17 protein-coding genes are annotated in these 20,434 nt (G+C 66.3%); 8 read left to right on the top strand and 9 right to left on the bottom strand.

The genetic code is table 11. The features are described 5' to 3' along the window. Window positions 1-83: 83 nt before the first annotated feature. The 8 genes from dnaE to tpiA form a co-directional block, all read right to left on the bottom strand. Window positions 84-3,569 (bottom strand): DNA polymerase III subunit alpha, encoded by a 3,486-nt coding sequence (gene dnaE, locus ATE71_RS06930; RefSeq protein WP_058802715.1) that lies wholly within the window; start codon window positions 3,567-3,569, stop codon window positions 84-86. A gap of 39 nt (window positions 3,570-3,608) precedes the next feature. Continuing rightward, window positions 3,609-4,085, bottom strand: coding sequence for a glutathione peroxidase (locus ATE71_RS06925; RefSeq protein ID WP_058802714.1), 477 nt, complete (start codon window positions 4,083-4,085; stop codon window positions 3,609-3,611). A 28-nt stretch (window positions 4,086-4,113) separates the two neighbouring features. Further along, entirely contained in the window at window positions 4,114-4,791 is a 678-nt protein-coding gene (locus tag ATE71_RS06920) for an ABC transporter ATP-binding protein (RefSeq protein ID WP_058802713.1), read from the bottom strand. Further along, window positions 4,784-6,034, bottom strand: a complete 1,251-nt coding sequence (locus ATE71_RS06915) for a lipoprotein-releasing ABC transporter permease subunit (RefSeq protein WP_058802712.1) — start codon at window positions 6,032-6,034, stop codon at window positions 4,784-4,786. The genes ATE71_RS06920 and ATE71_RS06915 overlap by 8 nt, the downstream gene beginning before the upstream one ends. 884 nt (window positions 6,035-6,918) lie before the next feature. Beyond that, window positions 6,919-7,602 carry a Crp/Fnr family transcriptional regulator gene (locus ATE71_RS06910; RefSeq protein WP_058802711.1) on the bottom strand — a complete coding sequence of 228 codons (684 nt, stop codon included), beginning with the start codon at window positions 7,600-7,602 and terminating at the stop codon, window positions 6,919-6,921. Between the two features lie 39 nt (window positions 7,603-7,641). Further along, entirely contained in the window at window positions 7,642-9,273 is a 1,632-nt protein-coding gene (locus tag ATE71_RS06905) for a CTP synthase (protein ID WP_058802710.1), read from the bottom strand. A 107-nt stretch (window positions 9,274-9,380) separates the two neighbouring features. Then, on the bottom strand, window positions 9,381-9,821 hold the full coding sequence (gene secG / locus ATE71_RS06900) for a preprotein translocase subunit SecG (RefSeq protein WP_058802844.1): 441 nt from the start codon (window positions 9,819-9,821) through the stop codon (window positions 9,381-9,383). 246 nt (window positions 9,822-10,067) lie between these two features. Then, a complete protein-coding gene (gene tpiA / locus ATE71_RS06895) occupies window positions 10,068-10,814 on the bottom strand; it encodes a triose-phosphate isomerase (protein WP_058802709.1) in 747 nt (248 codons plus the stop codon). Window positions 10,815-10,996: 182 nt separating this feature from the next. Here tpiA and ATE71_RS06890 point away from each other — a divergent pair, with 182 nt between their 5' ends. From ATE71_RS06890 to lexA, 8 genes are all read left to right on the top strand, one after another. After that, window positions 10,997-12,943 (top strand): peptidylprolyl isomerase, encoded by a 1,947-nt coding sequence (locus ATE71_RS06890; RefSeq protein WP_058802708.1) that lies wholly within the window; start codon window positions 10,997-10,999, stop codon window positions 12,941-12,943. A 7-nt stretch (window positions 12,944-12,950) separates the two neighbouring features. After that, the gene (gene trpE, locus ATE71_RS06885) at window positions 12,951-14,468 is read left to right on the top strand and encodes an anthranilate synthase component I (RefSeq protein WP_058802707.1); all 1,518 of its coding nucleotides are present in this window, start codon (window positions 12,951-12,953) and stop codon (window positions 14,466-14,468) included. Window positions 14,469-14,537: 69 nt separating this feature from the next. After that, complete coding sequence (locus tag ATE71_RS06880; RefSeq protein ID WP_058802706.1) at window positions 14,538-15,128, top strand: anthranilate synthase component II; 591 nt, start codon at window positions 14,538-14,540, stop codon at window positions 15,126-15,128. After that, window positions 15,125-16,123 carry an anthranilate phosphoribosyltransferase gene (trpD, locus tag ATE71_RS06875; protein WP_058802705.1) on the top strand — a complete coding sequence of 333 codons (999 nt, stop codon included), beginning with the start codon at window positions 15,125-15,127 and terminating at the stop codon, window positions 16,121-16,123. The genes ATE71_RS06880 and trpD overlap by 4 nt, the downstream gene beginning before the upstream one ends. Then, the gene (gene trpC, locus ATE71_RS06870; RefSeq protein WP_058802704.1) at window positions 16,120-16,905 is read left to right on the top strand and encodes an indole-3-glycerol phosphate synthase TrpC; all 786 of its coding nucleotides are present in this window, start codon (window positions 16,120-16,122) and stop codon (window positions 16,903-16,905) included. The genes trpD and trpC overlap by 4 nt, the downstream gene beginning before the upstream one ends. An 86-nt stretch (window positions 16,906-16,991) precedes the next feature. Next, window positions 16,992-17,465 (top strand): cyclic pyranopterin monophosphate synthase MoaC, encoded by a 474-nt coding sequence (moaC, locus tag ATE71_RS06865; protein WP_058802703.1) that lies wholly within the window; start codon window positions 16,992-16,994, stop codon window positions 17,463-17,465. After that, window positions 17,462-18,652, top strand: a complete 1,191-nt coding sequence (gene glp, locus ATE71_RS06860; protein WP_058802702.1) for a gephyrin-like molybdotransferase Glp — start codon at window positions 17,462-17,464, stop codon at window positions 18,650-18,652. The genes moaC and glp overlap by 4 nt, the downstream gene beginning before the upstream one ends. Before the next feature lie 65 nt (window positions 18,653-18,717). Further along, complete coding sequence (gene lexA / locus ATE71_RS06855) at window positions 18,718-19,401, top strand: transcriptional repressor LexA (protein WP_058802701.1); 684 nt, start codon at window positions 18,718-18,720, stop codon at window positions 19,399-19,401. On the opposite strand, the gene ATE71_RS06850 is transcribed toward lexA, so the two are convergent. Further along, window positions 19,355-20,434 (bottom strand): ComEC/Rec2 family competence protein (locus ATE71_RS06850; RefSeq protein WP_160328018.1); only part of this gene is annotated, 1,080 nt, incomplete at its 5' end. The two genes, lexA and ATE71_RS06850, sit on opposite strands and share 47 nt — an antisense overlap.

Genomic DNA, 20,434 nt, shown 5'->3' with positions numbered 1-20,434 from the left:
CATGAGGCATCCTCTATTCTATATTCTATCGTTGCCCCTTAGGGATAGGGTCGAGAACCGCCGATACGCAAGGGGGAAGGACGCTACCGCACCCTGAATTCGCGCGGCGCGACCAGCGACAGCGCGGCTTCGGCGACCCCAGCAACCATCTCGAGGCGCGAAACCGTGTCGGGCCCCAATGCAAAGCTGCGCCCCAGCTCGATGCGGACATCCTCGTCGGTCAGCGGATCGCGCGTGGCAATCACGACCTTGCCGCGCGCGTCACTGCGCCGTTCCAGCCATTTGGCAATCTCCGGAATCGCCTCGGGCAAATCGACCCGGCACGTCAACTGCAGCGCCGCGGTCGCGGCAATATCGGCCAGCGATTGCGCGCCGCGCACCGTCACGCGCGGCGTTTCCTCGCCTTCGAGCAGGTCGAGCTCTACCGACAGCATCGCACAGCCGCCGACCGCCGCCAGTTCCTCCAGCGTCTTGCCCGCCATCTCGTCGAAACAGCTCGACTGGAACTGGCCGCTGCGGTCCGACAGCGTCAGGTTCAAAAAGCGGTTGCCGCGCTGTGACACGCGCGGGCGTGCGCTTTCGACCATCGCCGCCATCACCATCGGGATGCGCGTGCCCGGCGTCATTTCGACATTGTCGCAGATATCGCCATAGGAGCGCGCGCCGCGCGCCGACACGATCGCCTCATATTGCTCGACCGGATGCGACGAGAAATAGAAACCGAACGCATCCTTCTCGCGCGTCATCCGCTCGGCCAGCGTCCACGGCTCGGCGGCGGGCAGCTGGAGCGCGGGGGCGATCGCAATGTCACCGCCGAACAGCCCGCCCTGCCCCGTCGATCGTTCGTGCGCCGAACTGTTCGCGCAGGCGAGCAGGCTTTCGGCGCCGGCAAAGGCGCGCGGACGATCGGGCTCGATGCAATCGAACGCGCCCGCGGCGGCCAGCGCCTCGATCTGGCGACGGTTGAGCAGCTTGGGGTCGATGCGGCTCGCAAAATCGTCAAGGCTGACGAAATCGCCCTTCGCGCGCTCGGCGACGAGCGCCTCCATCGCCTTTTCGCCGACCCCTTTCAGCGCGCCGAGCGCATAGCGGACGGTCAGCCCCTCATCGCTGCGCCCGACCGAAAAATCGGCCTCGCTGTCGTTGACCGACGGTGGTGCGATGCCGACGCCGAGCCGGCGCATATCGTCGATGAAGATCGACAATTTATCGGTCTGGTGGCTGTCGAACGACATCGATGCCGCGAAAAATTCGTGCGGATAATGCGCCTTCAGCCACGCCGTCTGGTACGACAGCAGCGCATAGGCCGCGGCGTGGCTCTTGTTGAAACCATAGCCCGCGAATTTGTCGATCAAGTCGAACAGTTCGTTCGCCGCCTTCGGTGCGATCTGGTTATGCTCGCCGCAGCCCTTCACGAACGTCTCGCGCTGCGCGTCCATCTCCGCCTGCACCTTCTTGCCCATCGCTCGGCGCAAAAGGTCGGCGCCGCCAAGGCTGTAGCCGGCGAGGATCTGCGCCGCCTGCATTACCTGTTCCTGATAGACGAAGATGCCATAGGTTTCGGCGAGGATGCCTTCGAGCAGCGGATGCGGATAGGCGATCGGCTCGCGCCCGTTCTTGCGCGCGCCGAACAGCGGAATATTGTCCATCGGACCGGGGCGATAGAGCGCGACGAGTGCGATGATGTCGCCGAAATTGGTCGGTTTCACCGCTGACAGCGTGCGGCGCATGCCCTCGGATTCCAGCTGAAACACACCGACGGTCTCGCCGCGCTGGAGCAGCGCATAAACTTCCTCGTCGTCCCAAGCGAGCGTGTCGAGATCGACGTCGACACCGCGCAGCGCCAGCAAGCGCTTCGCTTCCTTCAACACCGACAGCGTCTTCAAACCGAGGAAGTCGAACTTCACCAGCCCCGCGGTCTCGACATATTTCATGTCGAACTGCGTCACCGGCATGTCCGAACGCGGGTCGCGATAGAGCGGGACGAGCTGGTCGAGCGGCCGGTCGCCGATCACGACGCCGGCGGCATGGGTCGAACTGTGCCGCGGCAGGCCTTCGAGCTGGCGCGCCATGTCGAACAGGCGCCGTACCCCGTCGTCCTGCTTATATTCGGTCATCAGCTCGGCAACGCCGTTCAGTGCGCGTTCGAGCGTCCAGGGGTCGGTCGGATGGTTCGGCACCAGCTTCGCCAGCCGATCGACCTGCCCATAGCTCATCTGGAGTACGCGCCCGGTGTCCTTCAGCACCGCGCGCGCCTTCAGCTTACCGAAGGTGATGATCTGCGCGACGGTATCGCGGCCATATTTCTCCTGCACATAGCGGATCACCTCGCCGCGCCGCGTTTCGCAGAAGTCGATATCGAAGTCGGGCATCGACACGCGTTCGGGGTTGAGGAAGCGTTCGAAGAGCAACCCCAATTTGAGCGGATCGAGATCGGTGATCGTGAGCGCCCAGGCGACGACGCTGCCCGCGCCCGACCCGCGCCCCGGTCCTACCGGAATATCGTGCGCCTTCGCCCATTTGATGAAGTCGGCAACGATCAGGAAGTAGCCCGGAAAGCCCATCTGGACGATGACCCCGACCTCGAAGTCGAGCCGCGCGACGTAGGCATTGCGCTCCTCCTCGGACAGCTCGGGATAGAGCGCCAGCCGCGCCTCCAGCCCCGCGCGCGCGTCGGCGGCAAGCTGCGCCGCTTCGCCTTCGCGGTCGCCGGCAAGGCTCGGCAGGATCGGTTTGCGCTTCGGCGCCATGAAGGCGCAGCGCTGTGCGATCACCAGCGTGTTGCGGATTGCCTCGGGCAAGTCCGAAAATGCATCCTCCATCGCCTCGGCCGGCTTCAGCCAGGCCTCGGGGCTCGACACGCGCCGGTCCTCGCTCTCGACGTAGGCCGACTGCGCAATGCACAGCATCGCGTCGTGCGCGGGGTGGAATTGCGGCTCGACGAAATTCGCGGGGTTCGTCGCGACGATCGGCAGCGCGCGCGCATAAGCGAGATCGATCAGCGCCGCTTCGGCCGCCTTCTCGACCTCATCGCCGCGCCGCGACAATTCGATATAGAGCCGCCCTCCGAACAGCGCCTCCAGTTGCTCGACATAATCTCCGGCGGCGGCCTTCTGCTCGCCCGCGAGAAGCCGTGCCAGCGCTCCCTCGCCGCCGCCCGTCAGGCAAATCAGCCCGTCGGTCTTGCCGGCGATATCGGACAGCGTGACATGCGGGTCCTGCTCGACCGGACGGCCGAGGTGCGCCGCCGAAACGAGCGCGCACAGATTGTCATACCCCGTATCGTCCTGCGCATAGAGCGCGAGCCAGTCGATCTGTGGCGCGCCGTTCGCGAGCCTCTGCCCCGGCCGCGCGACGCTCAGCAGCGCGCCGACGATCGGCTGCACCCCCGCCGCCTTGCACGCGTCGCCAAAGGCCATGACGCCATAAAGCCCGTTACGGTCGGCGACCGCAATCGCCGGAAACCCGCGCTCGCGCGCCGCTTTCGCAATCGCCTTGGGCTCGATCGCTCCCTCCAGCATCGTGAAACTGGAAAAGACGCGCAGGGGAACAAATGGGCTGTAGGCCATCGGATGACGCTACAGTGACAGCGGTGATTCTGCCAAGGCTTAACCCAGCAGTTCTTCAATCTCTTTGCGCAATTGCTCGGGCTTCGTCGTCGGCGCGTGCCGCGACACCGTCTTGCCGTTCCGGTCGACGAGGAACTTCGTAAAATTCCATTTGATCCCGCTGCCGAGCAGGCCGGTCTTTTCCTTCTTCAGATGCTTGAAGATCGGATCGGCATCGTCGCCGTTGACGTCGATCTTCGCCATCAGCGGAAAAGACACGTCATAGGTCAGCGAACAGAAATTCTTGATTTCCTCGGCGTCGCCCGGTTCCTGCGCGCCGAACTGGTTGCACGGAAAGGCCAGGATTTCGAACCCGCGATCCTTGTAATCGCGGTACAACTCCTCCAGCCCCTCATATTGCGGCGTGAAACCGCATTTCGAAGCCGTGTTGACGATCAGCAGCACCTTGCCGCGATAGTCGGCGAGCGACTGCGATCCGCCCCCGGGCAGTTTCGCCGAAAGATCGTAAAGCCCCATTGTCCGTCCCCTTCCGCAAGCGCGCAGCCTAGGCCGCGATATGCCCTTCGTGCAAGCGCAGCACGCGGTCCATCTTTGCCGCGAGCCTTTCGTTATGCGTCGCCACCAGCGCCGCCGATCCATGGTCGCGCACCAGCCCCACGAACTGGTCGAACACGCGGTCCGCAGTCGCCTCATCGAGGTTGCCCGTGGGCTCGTCGGCGAGCACCAGCAGCGGCCGGTTCGCCAGCGCGCGCGCCACCGCGACGCGCTGCTGCTCGCCGCCCGACAGCTTGCTCGGCTTGTGATGCAACCGCTCGCCGAGCCCTAACCGCGCGAGCAGGTCGGTCGCGCGCTCTTCTGCCTCCGCCTGTCCCGCGCCGCGGATCAGCTGCGGCAGCACGACATTCTCGATCGCGTTGAAATCGGGCAGCAAGTGGTGGAATTGATAGACGAAGCCGATCTTCTCGCGCCGCGTCTTCGTCCGCTCGCCCTGGGCGAACCGCGTGACATCCTCGCCATCGATCCGGATCGTGCCGTCGAAGCCGCCTTCGAGCAAGCCGACCGCCTGCAGCATCGTCGACTTGCCCGATCCCGACGGGCCGAGCAGCGCGACGATCTCGCCGCGCTTCAGATGCGCGTCGACGCCGCGCAGCACATCGATCGTGACGTCGCCTTGCGTGAAACTGCGCTTGAGCGACTTCAGTTCGAGCACGATGTCACTCATAACGCAGCACCTGCACGGGGTCGGTATTCGCGGCCTTGAACGCGGGGTAGAGCGTCGCGAGGAAGCTGAAAACGATCGCCATCACCGCGATCCCGGTGATCTCGAACGGATCGGGTTTCGACGGCAATTCGGTAAGGAAACGGATCGACGGGTCCCATAAGGGTTGCCCGGTCAGCCATTCGACTCCGCGCAGCACGCCGGCGCGGAAATAGAGCAGGCCGAAACCGAAGATCATGCCCATGATCGTTCCCGCGATGCCGATCGACAGGCCGATCGCCATGAAGATGCGCAGCACCGCGTCGCGCGGCGCGCCCATCGTGCGCAGGATCGCCATGTCGCGGGTCTTCGCCCGCACCAGCATGATCAGCGACGAGACGATGTTGAACGCCGCGACCAGCACGATCAGCGACAGGATCACGAACATCGCGACGCGCTCGATCGACAGCGCCTCGAACAGGCTGGCATTCATCGACCGCCAGTCGGATATCACCGCCTGCGCCGCGACCTTTTCGGCGAGCGGCCGCAGGATCTCGCCGACCTTGTCGGGGTCGGTCGTCTTGATCTCGATCATCCCGACCTGGTCGCCGGTGAGCAGCAGCAATTGCGCATCCTCCATCGGCATCACGACATAGGCCTTGTCGAAATCATAGACGCCGATCTCGAAAATCGCCGAAATGCGATAGCTGATCTCGCGCGGAACCGTGCCGAACGGCGTCGAACGGCCCGCGGGGTTGATGATCGTCAGGTTCGATCCGACCGTCGCGCCCAGGTTACGCGCCAGTTCGCTGCCGATCGCGACATTGCCCGATCCCGGCGTCAGGCTGGCGAGGCTGCCCTGCAGTACCTTGCCATTGAGCGTCTCGTTCTTGCGGATGTCGGACACCAGCATGCCGCGCACCAAAATGCCCTCGACCCGGCCCGAATAGGTGCCGAGCAAAGGCTGCTCGATCAGCGGCGTCGCCGAAACGACCCCCGGCGTGGCCTTCGCCTGTTTCAGCACGTCCTGCCAGTCGTCGAGCCGCCCGCCAAAGCCCTGCACCACCGCATGGCCGTTGAGTCCGACGATCTTGTCGAACAGGTCGCTGCGCACCCCGTTCATCACGCTCATCACGATCACCAGCGCCGCGACGCCCAGCGTCACAGCGACAAAGCTGAACGCCGCCGCGACAAAGATGAAGCCCTCGCCGCGCTGCGGAAGCATATAGCGTTTGAAGATGGTGCGCTCGTAAGGACGCAGGATCATGGGGCGGTCGGCCTTTGCGGCGCATGAGGAATGTCACGCATTGCGCCGCTTTACGCAGCCCCGGCAGCGCTGGCAATGGACTCAAAACCGCGCGATGGCATGACGTCAAACTGCGAACGATTCGCAAAATATGTTGCTCTTTGGTCACAGCGCCCGGCAAAAGCAGGCTGGCTTGCCCGTCAGAGGGTGACAAAGCCCCCCCATCGACCTACCCCCGTGGCTTCTGGTTCAACGCGGCCCAAAGGCCCGGCTCCAGGGAGTGCAGGCCTTTCGCCAGGCCTGCAACAAGGGGGATGGCGAGTGTTCGTCACAGGCGCCCGGGTCTTGGAAACGAGGCCCGGGCGTTGTGATTCCGGCCTTTCGAAAATTCGATGTCCGTTTTGGGGTGGTTCGCTGCCACCCCCTGTGACCTGTCCAAAGTTCAGTAAAGGTCAGCCTTGTGCGCTGCCCGATTTGACGCCGCAGGGGTGCGGGACGCACCCAACCGCGATCGCGTGCGCAAACCGGCCAAAACCGCTTTTATCTACCGGATGAAAGAGCCGGGATGAAGGCTGGCATAGCCCGATATTGTAGGAAAGACCTTTTTGCAGGCGTCGGATTGGGGGTGGTAAGGGGCCGTCGGTTCCGCCGCCTCGTCACCCCGGACTTGATCCGGGGTCCACGACTTCGACGCCGCGATGGATCCCGGATCAAGTCCGGGATGACGAAGTGAAAATATCCTCCCTGTCGCATAGCGATGGGGAGGGGGACCGCGCCCGGAGGGCGTGGTGGAGGGGCCGCGGCGTCGTGCCATTTGCCCCTCCGTCAGCGCTTCGCGCTGCCACCTCCCCATGCCTGCGGCACAGGGAGGATTAAGGTCCGCAATCGGTCGTTAGCAGCCGCCCTTACCCTTCGCTCTCGCTGATATCCTCGAGCATTTCGGCATCGAGCACACGCACGCGGCCCTGTTCGAGCGAAATTACGCCCGACTCCTCCCAGCTTTTCAGCTGGCGATTGATATGTTCGCGGCTCATGCCCGCGAAATTGCCGAGTTCGGTCTGGCTGAGCTCGACGCGCTGCGACGTCTCGACGTCCTTGTGGATCAACCGTTTGAGATAGCGCGCGAGACGCGGGCCCGACGCATAGGCGCGGTCGCTTTCGATCGTCTGGTCGGCGGTGCGCAGCCGCCGCGCGAGCTGCTGCATCAGCGACCAGGCGAATTCGGGATGGCTCGCAGCGAAATCCTTGAGCGCATTGCGGCCGAGCTGGAGCGCGCTGCCGGCGCTAGTCGCGGTGACCGATGCGGTGCGCTCGCCGCCATCGAGCAACGCGATCTCGCCCAGCACCGCGCCGGGTTCGGCATAGGCGAGCACGATCTCGCGCCCGCCGGCGGTCAGCATCGACACGCGCGCCGTGCCTTCAGTCAGGATCAGCATCATGTCGCCCGGATCGCCCTGGACAAGCAATTCCTTGCCTTTGGTGAAATTGACCTGCACCGCGCGGCTCACGATCTCGGCCCAATCGTCGATCGAAAGGCCGGAAAAGATACTGTCGGGGCCCTGCAACTCGGCGAGTTTCGCGTGATCCATGCCCCTAAACCCCTTTTTTTTTCCCTGCTGGCGCGTCGGTCAGACCAGCCGGCTCTGTTTCACCGCCGCTTCGATGAAGCCCGCGAACAAGGGATGCGGGTCGAACGGCTTCGATTTGAGTTCCGGGTGGAACTGCACCCCGATAAACCACGGATGGTCCGGGCGCTCAACGATTTCCGGCAACATGCCGTCGGGCGACATGCCCGAAAAGACGAGACCGCCTTTCTCCAGCCGATCGCGATAGGCGCCGTTGACTTCGTAACGGTGGCGGTGCCGCTCGCTGATATCGTTTGCGCCGTAGACGCTCGCGACATGGCTGTTCGGCGACAGCTTCGCTTCATAGGCGCCAAGCCGCATCGTGCCGCCGAGGTCGGTATCGGCGCCGCGCTTCTGCAAGCCTTCGGCGCTCATCCATTCGGTGATCATGCCGACAACGGGCTCGTCGGTCGGGCCGAATTCGGTGCTCGACGCCTCCGCGATACCGCTCGTGTTCCGCGCCGCCTCGATGCACGCCATCTGCATGCCAAGGCAGATGCCGAAGAAAGGCACGCCGCGTTCGCGCGCAAAGCGCACGCTCGAAATCTTGCCTTCGGACCCGCGTTCGCCAAAGCCGCCGGGGACGAGGATGCCGTGCATCGGCTCCAGATTGGCGGCCAGATCCTCGTCGCGCTCGAACATTTCGGCGTCGAGCCAGCGAATATTGACCTTGACCCGGTGCGCCATGCCGCCGTGGACCAGCGCCTCGTTCAGCGATTTATAGGCGTCGGGCAGCGACACATATTTGCCGACAACGCCGATCGTGACCTCGCCCTCGGGATGCTGCTTGCGGTCCATGATGTCGTACCAGCGCGACAGGTCGGGCGCGGGCGCATCGTGGATGCCGAACGCGCGCAGGACTTCGCTGTCCAGCCCTTCGCCATGATATTGGACCGGGACCGAATAGATGCTGTCGGCGTCGAGCGCGGGGATCACCGCTTCCTTGCGAACGTTGCAGAAGAGCGCGATCTTCGCGCGCTCGCTCTCTGGCAACGGCTTTTCGCAGCGGCAGAGCAGGATGTCGGGCTGGACGCCGAGCGATGCGAGTTCGCGCACGCTGTGCTGCGTCGGCTTGGTCTTCAGCTCGCCCGCGGCGGCGATATAGGGCACCAGCGTGACATGGACCGAGATGGCGTTTTCGCGTCCCTCTTCGTTCTTGAGCTGGCGGATCGCCTCGATGAAGGGGAGCGATTCGATGTCGCCCACGGTGCCGCCGATTTCGCACAGCACGAAATCGAGGTCGTCGGTTTCGGCGCGCGCAAATTCCTTGATCGCGTCAGTGACGTGCGGGACGACCTGCACCGTCGCGCCCAGATAGTCGCCGCGGCGCTCCTTCGCGATGATGCCCTGATAGATGCGGCCCGAGGTGACATTGTCGCTCTGCCGCGCCGCAACCCCCGTAAAGCGCTCATAATGGCCGAGGTCGAGGTCGGTCTCGGCCCCGTCGTCGGTCACATAGACCTCGCCGTGCTGATAGGGCGACATCGTCCCCGGATCGACGTTGAGGTAAGGATCGAACTTGCGAATACGGACACGATAGCCACGCGCCTGCAACAAGGCCGCGAGGCTAGCCGCCATCAAACCTTTGCCAAGCGAGGAGACCACGCCGCCGGTGATAAAAATGAACCGCGCCATGGGAGGAAAGACTTACTCAACGGGAGGGGGACGGCGCAAGCCGTCGAATCGCGCGCACGGAAATTATTTCCGTGCGCGCCGGGCTGGGTCGGGGCCGAAGCCGCCGGTTATTTCTTGGCGGGGGGCGCCTGCGCGGGAGCTGGGGCAGCTTCCTTGCTTGCCGCCGCCGCGGCGGCAGCCGCCAGCGGATCATCGTTCGCCGGGATGGCGGGCGCCGCGTCGGCGGGCGCGTCGGGCTGCGCCGGACCGGTCAGCGACGACGCCGGTGCCGCGCCGCTGGTCTGCGCCGCCTTCGACAGCGACGTGTCGATCGTCGAACCGCCGCGGCCGACCGAAGCCATCGCCGCGAGCAGGATCGACAGCGCGACGAAGGCCGTCGCGAGGACCGTCGTCGCACGGGTCATGAAATCCGCCGCGCCGCGCGCCGAAAGCAGGCCTGCGGGGCTGCCGCCGACGCCCAGACCGCCACCTTCCGACTTCTGCATCAGGATGACGCCGATCATCGTCGCGGCAACGAGCGCCTGAACGACAAGCAGGAAGGTGAACAGATTCGACATTGGATTTTCCCGAACTTGCGCGACATCACACGGGCCGCGCCCGCGGCGCACATAGAGACGAAGCGGCCTCGCTTCAACCCATACGTCGCTGCGCGATGGTCCTCCCTGTCGCGCAGCGATGGGGAGGTGGCAGCGCGAAGCGCTGACGGGGGGCAATGGCGCCCACCTCGCGGCCCCTTCCACAAAGCCCTGCACTCCCCCGCCCCATGGCTTCGCCACAGGGAGGATCGGGCTAGGTCAGCCGAGCACCGCCGCCGCTTCGACGATCGGCAGGAACTTTGCCGACGTCAGGCTGGCGCCCCCGACCAGCGCACCATCGACATCGGCCGCGCCCAGCAATTCGGCGGCATTGTCGCCATTGACCGAACCGCCATAAAGGATGCGCATTGCGTCCGCCGCCGCACCGAAGCGACCGGCCAGCGCGCCGCGAATCGCGCCGTGCATCGCGGCGACGTCGTCTACAGTCGGCACCAGCCCGGTGCCGATCGCCCAGATCGGTTCATAGGCGATGGCAAGCCGCTGCGGATCGAAATTATCCGGCACCGATCCCGCGATCTGCGCCAGCACATAATCGATCGCGCTGCCTGATTCGCGTACGTCGCGGGGCTCGCCGACGCAAAGGATGACCGACAATCCCGCGGTCAGGCCCGCCTCGGCCTTTGCCCGCACATCGCCGTCGCTCTCGCCGAAGCCCTCGCGCCGTTCGCTGTGTCCGACGATAACGAGGCTGGCACCCGCATCGGCGAGCATCGGCGCGGCGATCGATCCGGTGAAGGCCCCCAATGCGGCGCGGTGGCAATCCTGCCCGCCGACCACCGCCCCCGGCACCGCGGCCATCGCGCCCAACAGCGTGAACGGCGGGCAAAGCGCGACATCGACCGCAGGATGCCCGGCAACGCCTGCGAAAATCGCCCGCGCGTCGGCGATCGACGCCGACAGGCCGTTCATCTTCCAATTGCCGACCACATATTTGCGCCGTGCCATTGCCTCGTCTCTCCCGCTTTCTGAACCGATGCCTCGTGCCCTAGCGGCCCGCGGGGGCGATAGGCAAGCGGCGTCGGTCGGCACGAAAAGCCCCTTTCCAGCCTTGATGCGGCCCCGCCTCCCGCCTAAAGCAACGCCCGAACGCGCCTGAACAGGCGCCTTGCCGAAAGAACGCCCGTTTCATGATTACCGCCATCCGCGCCATGTTTTCCTCGACGATCGGCAAATTCCTTGCCCTCGCCTTCGTCGTCCTTGTCGGGCTTGCCTTTGCGCTCAGCGATGTGACCGGCAATTCCACCTTTGGCGGGATCGGCGGCGCCAACGTCGCCGAAGTGGGCAGCGAGGCCATCGGGGTCGGCGAACTGCGCGACCGCGCGCGCCTCACCTACGACCAGGCGCGGCAGCAGCAGCCGGGGCTGACGATGGCGGCATTCGTCGAATCGGGCGGCCTCGATCAGGTGCTCGATCAGCTCGTCGAGGGGCTCGCCTTTGAACAATTCGCCCGCGAAATGGGCTTCGGCGTCAGCAAGCGCCTCGTCGATGGCCGCATCGCCGACGTGCCTGCTTTCGCGGGCGTGGCAGGGTCGTTCGACCAAAAGGTGTTCGAGAATTTCCTGCGCCAGAACGGCATCAACGAAGCCCAGTTCCGCCGCGACCTGCGCCAACAGCTGCTGCTCGAACAACTCGCCGCGCCGATCGCATCGATGCCGCGGATCGCGCCGGGCATGGCGCGGCCTTATGCCGCGCTGCTGCTCGAACAGCGCCGCGGACAGGCCGCATTCATACCGTCCAGCCCCTTTGCGCCGACTGCCGATCCCGGCGACGCCGCGCTCCAGACATATCTGTCGCAGAACAAGGCCAGGTTCACCGTGCCCGAGCGCAGGGTGATTCAATATGCGCAGTTCGATCGCGACGCGGTTCCCGTTCCCGCCGTCACCGAGGCCGAAATCGCCAAGGTCTACAAGGACAATGCCGCGCAGTTCGCCGCCAGCGAGACGCGCCGCTTTGCGCAGGTGATCGTCCCCGATCAGGCGGCCGCCAACGCCCTCGCCGCCAAGGTTCGCGGCGGGACTTCGCTCGCCACCGCCGCGCAGGCTGCGGGGCTCTCGGCCTCGACTACCGGCGACCTCACCCAGTCGGCCTATGCCGCGACCAGCAGCGCCGCCGCGGCCAAGGCGGCCTTCGCAGCGAAGCGCGGCGACGTCGTCGGGCCCTTGCAGACCGGGCTCGGCTGGATCGTTGCGCGCGTCGAGGACGTGACCGCAAAGCCCGCGCGCGACCTCGCTGCGGCGACCCCCGAAATCCGCGCCGAACTCGCCAAGAACAAGGCGAACGAGGCGATCGTCGATTATTACAACGACCTGCAGGACGCGGTGAATGGCGGCGCGTCGATCGAGGAAGTCGCCGCCGACCGCAAGCTGCAGATCGTCGAAACGCCGGCGATCCTGCCGAGCGGCCGCGCGCCCGGACAGCCCGGCTATACGATGGCGCCCGAACTTGCGCCGCTCGTCGCGCAGGCCTTCCAGGCGGCGGGCGAAGGCGAAAGCCATATCGCGACGCTCGTCGAGAATGAAAAATTCGCCGTCTACGCGGTGAAATCGATCGCCGAAGCCGCGCCGCCGCCCTTCGCTCAGATCCGCGGCGACTTGCTCTCCGAATGGCGCTTTGCCGAGGGGCAGAAGGTTGCCCGCGACAAGGCGCGCGCGATCACCAAAGCGGTCGAGGGCGGCAAGAGCCTTGCCGCGGCGGTCGCCGCCGCCGGCCCGAATATCGGCAACGTCCAGTCGATCGGCGGGCGCCGCGCCGAACTCGGCGCCAACGGCCAGCCGGTCCCGCCCGAACTCGCCCTCCTATTCTCGATGGCAGAGGGCAGCGTGAAAACGCTCGAAATCCCGGGCAACCGCGGCTGGATGGTCATCTCGCTGGGCGAGGTGCAGCGTCCCGATCCGAAATCGATCGACCCCGCCCGCGTCGCCGCGATCGCCCAGCCGCTCGCCCCCGCCTTTGGCAACGAACTCGTCGGACAGCTCGCTGCCGAGGCAAAGCGCCGCGTCGGGGTGAAGATCAACAAAAAGCTCGTCGACCAGCTCCGCGCCGAACTCACCGGCAACGCGCCGGTCGCCGAATAGCCCTCCCGTGACGCTTGAGGGCAAGGCCGCCGCGCTCGAAGCGCTGGCCGGGGGCCGCGGCGCGGTCGTCTGGCAACGCCTGATCGCCGATGTCGAAACCCCCGTCTCGGCGGCGCTCAAGCTGATCGAGCCCGGACGGGGCGACTGGGTGCTCGAATCGGTCGAAAGCGGGGAGACACGCGGACGCTACAGCTTGATCGGGCTCGACCCCGATTTGCTCTTCGAAGTCACCGGCGACGCCGCGCGCATCAACCGCGACTGGCGCCGCGACCGCACCGCGTTCCAGCCGCTCGAAACCGGCGCGCTTCAGGCGCTGCGCAACCTTGTCGCCGAATGCCGCTTCGACGTGCCCGAAGGCTTGCCGAAGGCGCTTGCGACGCTCGTCGGCTTCTTCGCTTATGAAACGATCGGCCTCGTCGAACGCATCCCGCGCGCGCCGGGCGCCGGGCTCGGCCTGCCCGATATGATTTTCGTGCGTCCGACGACGATTCTCGTCTTCGACCGGCTGGCCGACGAATTGTTCCTGATCGCGCCGATCTGGCCCGATCCCGACGGCGCGATCGACCGGATGATCGAGGCGGCGCAGGAACGCCTCGATACCGTCGCGGCACGCCTGTCGAGCCTCAGCGCGCACAACGACCGCGCGACGACCGAAGTGCTCCCGGCCGACATCACAGCGAACGCCGCGACGACGCCCGCGCACTTCGCGCAAATGGTGGCGACGGCAAAGGACTATATCACCGCGGGCGACATCTTCCAGGTCGTGCTCTCGCAGCGCTTTTCGACGCCATTCGACCTGCCGCCCTTCGATCTCTATCGCGCGCTGCGGCGCGTGAACCCCTCGCCCTTCCTCTATTTCCTCGACCTTCCGGGCTTTGCGCTGATCGGCTCGTCGCCCGAAATCCTCGTTCGGGTGCGCGATGGCGAGATCACGATCCGCCCCATTGCTGGCACTCGCCCGCGCGGCCGCACCAGCGCCGAGGATGTCGAAAATCGCGACAGCCTGCTCGCCGATCCGAAGGAGCGCGCCGAACATCTGATGCTGCTCGACCTCGGCCGCAATGACGTCGGCCGCGCGGCGGTCGGCGGCAGCGTCACGGTCACCGACAGCTACACGGTCGAATATTACAGCCACGTCATGCACATCGTCTCGAACGTCATCGGCCGCATTGCGCCGGGCAAGGACGCGATCGACGCGCTGTTCGCGGGTTTCCCGGCGGGGACGGTCAGCGGCGCCCCGAAAGTGCGCGCGTGCCAGATCATCGCCGAGCTCGAAGCCGATGCGCGCGGACCTTATGCGGGCGGCGTCGGCTATTTTGCTCCCGACGGCAATATGGACAGCTGCATCGTGCTGCGCACCGCGATCGTCAAGGACGGCGAAATGCACGTCCAGGCCGGTGCGGGAATCGTCGCCGACAGCGACCCCGCCTATGAACAGCGCGAATGCGAAGCCAAGGCCGGCGCCCTCTTCGCCGCCGCGCGCGAAGCCGTCCGGCTCGCGGGCACGCCGGGATATGGGCAGTAACAGCTGCGCTTGGCGGGCGAGAAGCTTCTATCCCTTCCCCCACCGCATCAAAATCGTTACGGCCCCACCATGATCCTCGTCATCGACAATTATGACAGCTTCACCTTCAACCTCGTTCATTATCTGATCGAGCTGGGCGCCAACGTGCGCGTCGAACGCAACGACACGCTTACCGCCGCCGAAGCCCTCGCGACCGGCGCCGATGCGATCCTCATCTCGCCGGGTCCCTGCACTCCCAATGAAGCGGGCATCAGCCTCGACCTCGTCGCCGCCTGCGCCGACGCGCGCCGCCCGCTGCTCGGCGTGTGCCTCGGCCATCAGGCCATCGGCCAGCATTTCGGCGGCACCGTCCAGCGCGGGCACCTGATGCACGGCAAGACCTCGCCCGTGTGCCACGACAACAGCGGGCTCTACGCCGGCCTGCCCTCGCCGTTCCAGGCGACGCGCTACCACAGCCTCGAGGTTGTCGACATCCCCGAAAACCTCGTCATCAACGCGACGAGCGACGACGGTGCGGTGATGGGTTTCCGCCACGCCGACCTCCCGATCCACGGCGTGCAATTCCATCCCGAAAGCATCGCGACCGAGCATGGCCACGCGATGCTCGCCAATTTCCTGGAAATCGCGGGGTTGCCGGTCGGCGAGCGGAAGGCGGCATGAGCCGCTTCGGCCCGTTTCCCGACCCGTCCGAACTGCTCGCCGATGACGAGGCAGCCGACGCCTTCGCGACGATGCTCGACGGTCGTGCCAACGACGAACAGATTGCGGCCTTCCTGGCGGCGCTGTCCGATCGCGGCGAGACGATGGTCGAAATCGCCGCCGCGGCGCAGGCGATGCGCGACCGGCTGATCCCCATTGCGGCCCCCGCGGGCGCGATCGACGTTTGCGGCACCGGCGGCGACGGCCACCACACGCTCAACGTCTCGACCGCCGTCTCGATCGTCGTCGCGGCGTGCGAGGTTCCGGTCGCAAAACACGGAAACCGGGCCGCTTCGTCGAAATCGGGCGCCGCCGACACGCTCGAAGTCCTCGGGCTCGACCTCGACCGCGCGTCGCACATGGCCGAAGCGCAGCTCGCCGACCTCGGCATCTGCTTCCTCTTCGCCGCGCATCATCATCCCGCGATGAAACGCATCATGCCGATCCGCAAGGCGCTCGGCCGCCGCACGATCTTCAACCTGATGGGTCCGCTCGCCAATCCCGCGCGCGTCACGCGCCAGCTGATCGGCATCGCGCGCCCCGCCTATGTCCCCGTCTATGCCGAGGCGTTGCACCGGCTCGGTACCGACCATTCGCGTGTCATCTCGGGCGACGAGGGGCTCGACGAACTGTCGCTCGCGGGTGGTAACGAGGTCGCGATCGTCACGCCCGAAGGCGTCCGTATGCAGCGCAGCGAGGCCGCCGATGCCGGCCTGCCGACGCGGCCGCTCGAAGAAATCCGCGGCGGCGACGCCGCCTATAACGCCAAGGCGCTGCGCGCACTGCTGCAAGGTGAACCCGGCGCCTATCGCGACGCCGTGCTCTACAACGCCGGCGAGGCGCTTGTCGTCGCCGGCGCCGCCGACACGCTGCTCCAAGGCGTCGAGGAAGCCGCCGAGGCGATCGACAAGGGCCTTGCCAACGCGCTGCTCAATTGCTGGATCGCCTATAAATGAACAAGCTCACGCAAATCCTTGCCACCAAGGCCGAAGAGGTCGCCGCGCGGCGCGCGGTCCGCTCGCTGTCCGATCTCGACGCGATCGACGCCGGTCCGGTGCGCGGTTTCCACAAGGCGCTACGGGCCAAGGTCGACTCCGGCAAAATCGCGCTGATCGCCGAGATCAAGAAAGCATCGCCGTCCAAGGGGCTGATTCGCGGAGATTTTAATCCCGCCGACCATGCCCGCGCTTATGAAGCCGGCGGCGCCGCCTGCCTGTCGGTCTTGACCGACGCGCCCTATTTTCAGGGGCATGAGGATTATCTCGTCGCGGCGCGCGCGGCCTGCATCCTGCCCGCGCTTCGCAAGGATTTCATGGTCGACCCCTGGCAGGTCGCCGAGGCGCGCGCGATCGGCGCCGACGCGATCCTGATCATCGTCGCCGCGCTCGAAGACGGCGCGATGCGCGAGATCGAGGCCGCAGCGATCGAACGCGGCATGGATGTGCTCGTCGAGGTCCACGACGAAGCCGAACTCGACCGCGCGCTGACCAAGCTCGAATCGCGCCTGATCGGCGTCAACAACCGCGACCTTCGCACCTTCGAAACCGACCTCGCGGTGACCGAACGCCTCGCAAAGCTCGTCCCGCCGGGCACATTGCTCGTCGGCGAAAGCGGCATCGCCACCCACGCCGACTGCCTGCGCCTCGCCGAAAGCGGGGTCAAAACCTTCCTTGTCGGCGAAAGCCTGATGCGCCAGGATGACGTCACGGCGGCAACGAAAGCGCTGGTCGAGGGCTGACGACGACTTTCGGTTGAAACCGGTCGTTGCCATCCTTTAACCATCGCCCTTGCCTTTCCCGCCTCGCATTGCTTCCCTGCCTGCGCATGACATTCAAACCGACTCACCTCGACGAAACCGGCGCCGCGCATATGGTCGACGTCGGCGCCAAGCCCGCGACGCAGCGCCGCGCGGTCGCCGGCGGGCGCATTACGATGTCGGCGGAAGCGCTCGCCGCGATCCGCAGCGGTAACGCGCCCAAGGGCGACGTCCTTTCGACCGCGCGCATCGCCGGCATCATGGGCGCCAAGCGCACTGCGGACCTCATCCCGCTTTGCCATCCGCTCGCACTGACCAAGGTGAGCGTCGACTTTACATGGGAAGACAATGGCATATCGGTCGTCGCTGTCGCCCAGACGACGGGGCAGACGGGGGTCGAGATGGAGGCGCTGACCGCCGCCTCGGTCGCGCTCCTGACCCTCTATGACATGGCGAAGGCGCTCGACCGCGCGATGATCCTCGGCGACATCCGTCTCCTCGAAAAGAGCGGCGGACGCTCGGGCGACTGGCGCGCCCAATGAGCGGCCTGCTGCCGGTCGAGGACGCACAGGCGCGGCTGCTCGCGCTTCGCTCACCGCTCGGTAGCGAAAATGTCGCCTTTTCCGAATCACTTGGCCGCCACCTTTCACGCGACGTCATCGCGCGGCGCGACCAGCCTGCCGCGCCGCTCTCCGCCATGGACGGCTATGCGATCCGCTTCGACGACCTGCCCGGCCCGTGGACGGTCACGGGCGAAAGCGCCGCCGGCGCCGCGCCCGATGGCAGCGTGGGTCCCGGCGAGGCCATGCGCATCTTCACCGGCGCGATGCTTCCCGCCGGCGCCGACACGGTCGTCGTTCAGGAAGATGTCGCGCGCGCGGGCGACAGGGTAACGCTGACGCGCGACGGCCCCGGGGCGCGCGGCGGCCACGTCCGGGCCCGCGCGGCCGATTTCGCCGCCGGCGACTGCCTGCTGCCCGCGGGCGCGCGCCTGACGCCCGGAGCCATCGCCGCCGCGGCGATGAGCGGTGCGGGCGAGCTGGCCGTCGGGCGCCGCCCGCGCGTCGCGATCGTCACCACCGGCGACGAACTCGTACCACCCGGACGTCCGCTCGCGCCCGGCCAGATCCCCGACAGCAACGGCGCCATGCTCGCCGCGATGCTCGCGGGCGAGGCCGAGGGGCCGGTCCTCGCGCACCATCTTCCCGACGATCGCGCAAAACTTACGAGCGCGCTCAAGGAGTTGGCACGACGTCACGACGTCATCGTCACCGTCGGCGGCGCCTCGGTCGGCGATCATGACCATGTCCGCGGCGCGCTCGAAGATGCCGGCGGTCGGCTCGATTTCTGGAAGATCGCAATGCGCCCCGGCAAGCCGCTGATCGCCGGCACGCTCGGCGATGCAGTGCTACTCGGCCTGCCCGGCAACCCCTCGTCAGCGTTTGTCACCGCGACCCTGTTCCTGCTGCCGCTCGTCCGCCATCTTGCGGGGGCAAGCACTCCCTTGCCGCCGGTCCATCGAGCACCCCTTGCCGCACCGCTCGGCGAAGGCGGGACGCGCCGCGACTATCTCCGTGCGCGGCTGGAAAATGGCAGGCTGATGCCGATGATTGGGCAAGAGAGCGGACGCACCCTCCCGCTAGCCTCGGCCAACGCCCTCTTGATCCGCGATATCGGGGCGCCCGCGCGCGATCGCGGCGAAATGGCGGAATATATCGTCATCGCTTGACAAGTTCCGCTTTGTTCCACTATCGTTCCCCCTATGTCCGGTAATGGCATCATGGAGAATGATCGATGTTGACCGCAAAGCAGCATGAGCTGCTCCACTTCATCCAGCAAAAACTCGACGCCAGCGGCATTTCGCCCTCGTTCGAGGAGATGAAGGAGGCGCTGGGACTCAAGTCGAAATCGGGCATACATCGCCTGATAAGCGCCTTGGAAGAAAGAGGTTTTCTCCGCCGCTTGCCCAATCGCGCCCGCGCTTTGGAAGTGTTGAAGCTGCCCGACGCCGCGAAACCCGCGGCGCGTGAGCGTAGCGACAATGTCGTTCCGCTCCGCAAGCCCGCCCCCGCGCTGAAACCGATCGCGGCGAACGACGTCATCGAAATCCCGCTGCACGGCAAGATCGCGGCCGGCGTTCCGATCGAGGCGTTCGAGGACCATAACAATCTCGCCGTCCCCGCCGCCTTGCTCGGCTCGGGCGAACATTATGCGCTCGAAGTCTCGGGCGACTCGATGGTCGAAGCGGGCATTTTCGACGGCGATTATGCGCTGATCCAGAAGGCGAGCACCGCACGCGAGGGCGATATCGTCGTTGCGCTCGTCGACGGGCAGGATGCAACGCTCAAATATTTCCGCCGCGAAGGCCCGCTGATCCGGCTCGACCCCGCGAACAGCGCCTATGAGCCGCAGCGCTACCCCGCCGATCGCGTCATCGTGCAAGGTCGGCTGTCGGGACTGCTTCGTCGTTACCACTAAGCTGCTGCGGCAACCGCCACGGATGCTCGTCGCCCGCGCGCTTCGCGGCGACGGCTTCGGGCGCCGTGCCCAGATACAGCGCCAGCCCGCCCGTTTCGGCCAGGCTGTCGCGGTCGATCGTCAGCCAGCGGCCGACGCATTCGCGCGGTAACCAGCGGTCGCTGATCACGACATCGGCCGCGGCGCAGGCGGCGGCCATATCGGCCCCCTCGATCCGGTCGCGTCCGTGCGATGCCAGGATGACGCGCCGCGTCCCGCCCTCGCCCTGCGTCCAGCGGCAGAAATCGCGGTTGCATTCGACGTGGTCGAGTTCGGCGAGCGCGAGGAGCGGCGCGTCGACGCCGGCGGCTTCGGCGACCATGTCGCGAACATAATCGCCCGCGCGGCCGCGCAGCAGCGCATAGCCGCCATCGGGAAGCGCGGCGGCGATATGGCGCCCGTCGCCGGTGACGAGCAAGTCGGGACGCGGCGTGGACAGCAGCGCCGCGATGCCGATCGCCAGCGGCGCCGCCCCGGCGATCCGCCAGCGCGTCCGCCACAATAATATCCACAATCCGCCGAATATCGCGAGGGCAAAGCCCCACCGTGGAAAGCTCGGCATCATCGCGACCGCGCCCGGGGCGTTGGCGACACCGTGCGCCAGCACGATCAGCGCGCGCAGCGCCTGCTCGGCCACCCACCAGAAGGGCGCACCGAGCCCGACGCTGTCGAACGCCAGCGCCAATGCCTCGGCGGGCATGATGACAAAGGTCGTCAGCGGGATCGCAACGACATTGGCGAGCGCGCCGTAAAGCCCCGCCTTGTGGAAATGGAACAGCGCGATCGGCGCCAGCGCGACCTCGACGACCAGCCCGGTGATCAACAGCCCGGCGACGCCCCGGCCCAGCCGAAAAAGCCACGGTTCCTCGCGGCGCGCCATAAAGGCGCGCATCGGGCGGCTTTCGTGCAGCGCGATGATCGCGGTGACGGCGGCGAAGCTCAACTGGAAGCTCGGGCCCGCCAGCGATTCGGGACGCCAAATGAGGACGATCAG

The organism is Sphingopyxis sp. H115 (genome assembly GCF_001468465.1).
Taxonomy (GTDB): domain Bacteria; phylum Pseudomonadota; class Alphaproteobacteria; order Sphingomonadales; family Sphingomonadaceae; genus Sphingopyxis.
The sequence above is the reverse complement of the archived record's forward strand: the minus strand, read 5'-3'. Positions and strand labels throughout refer to the sequence as shown.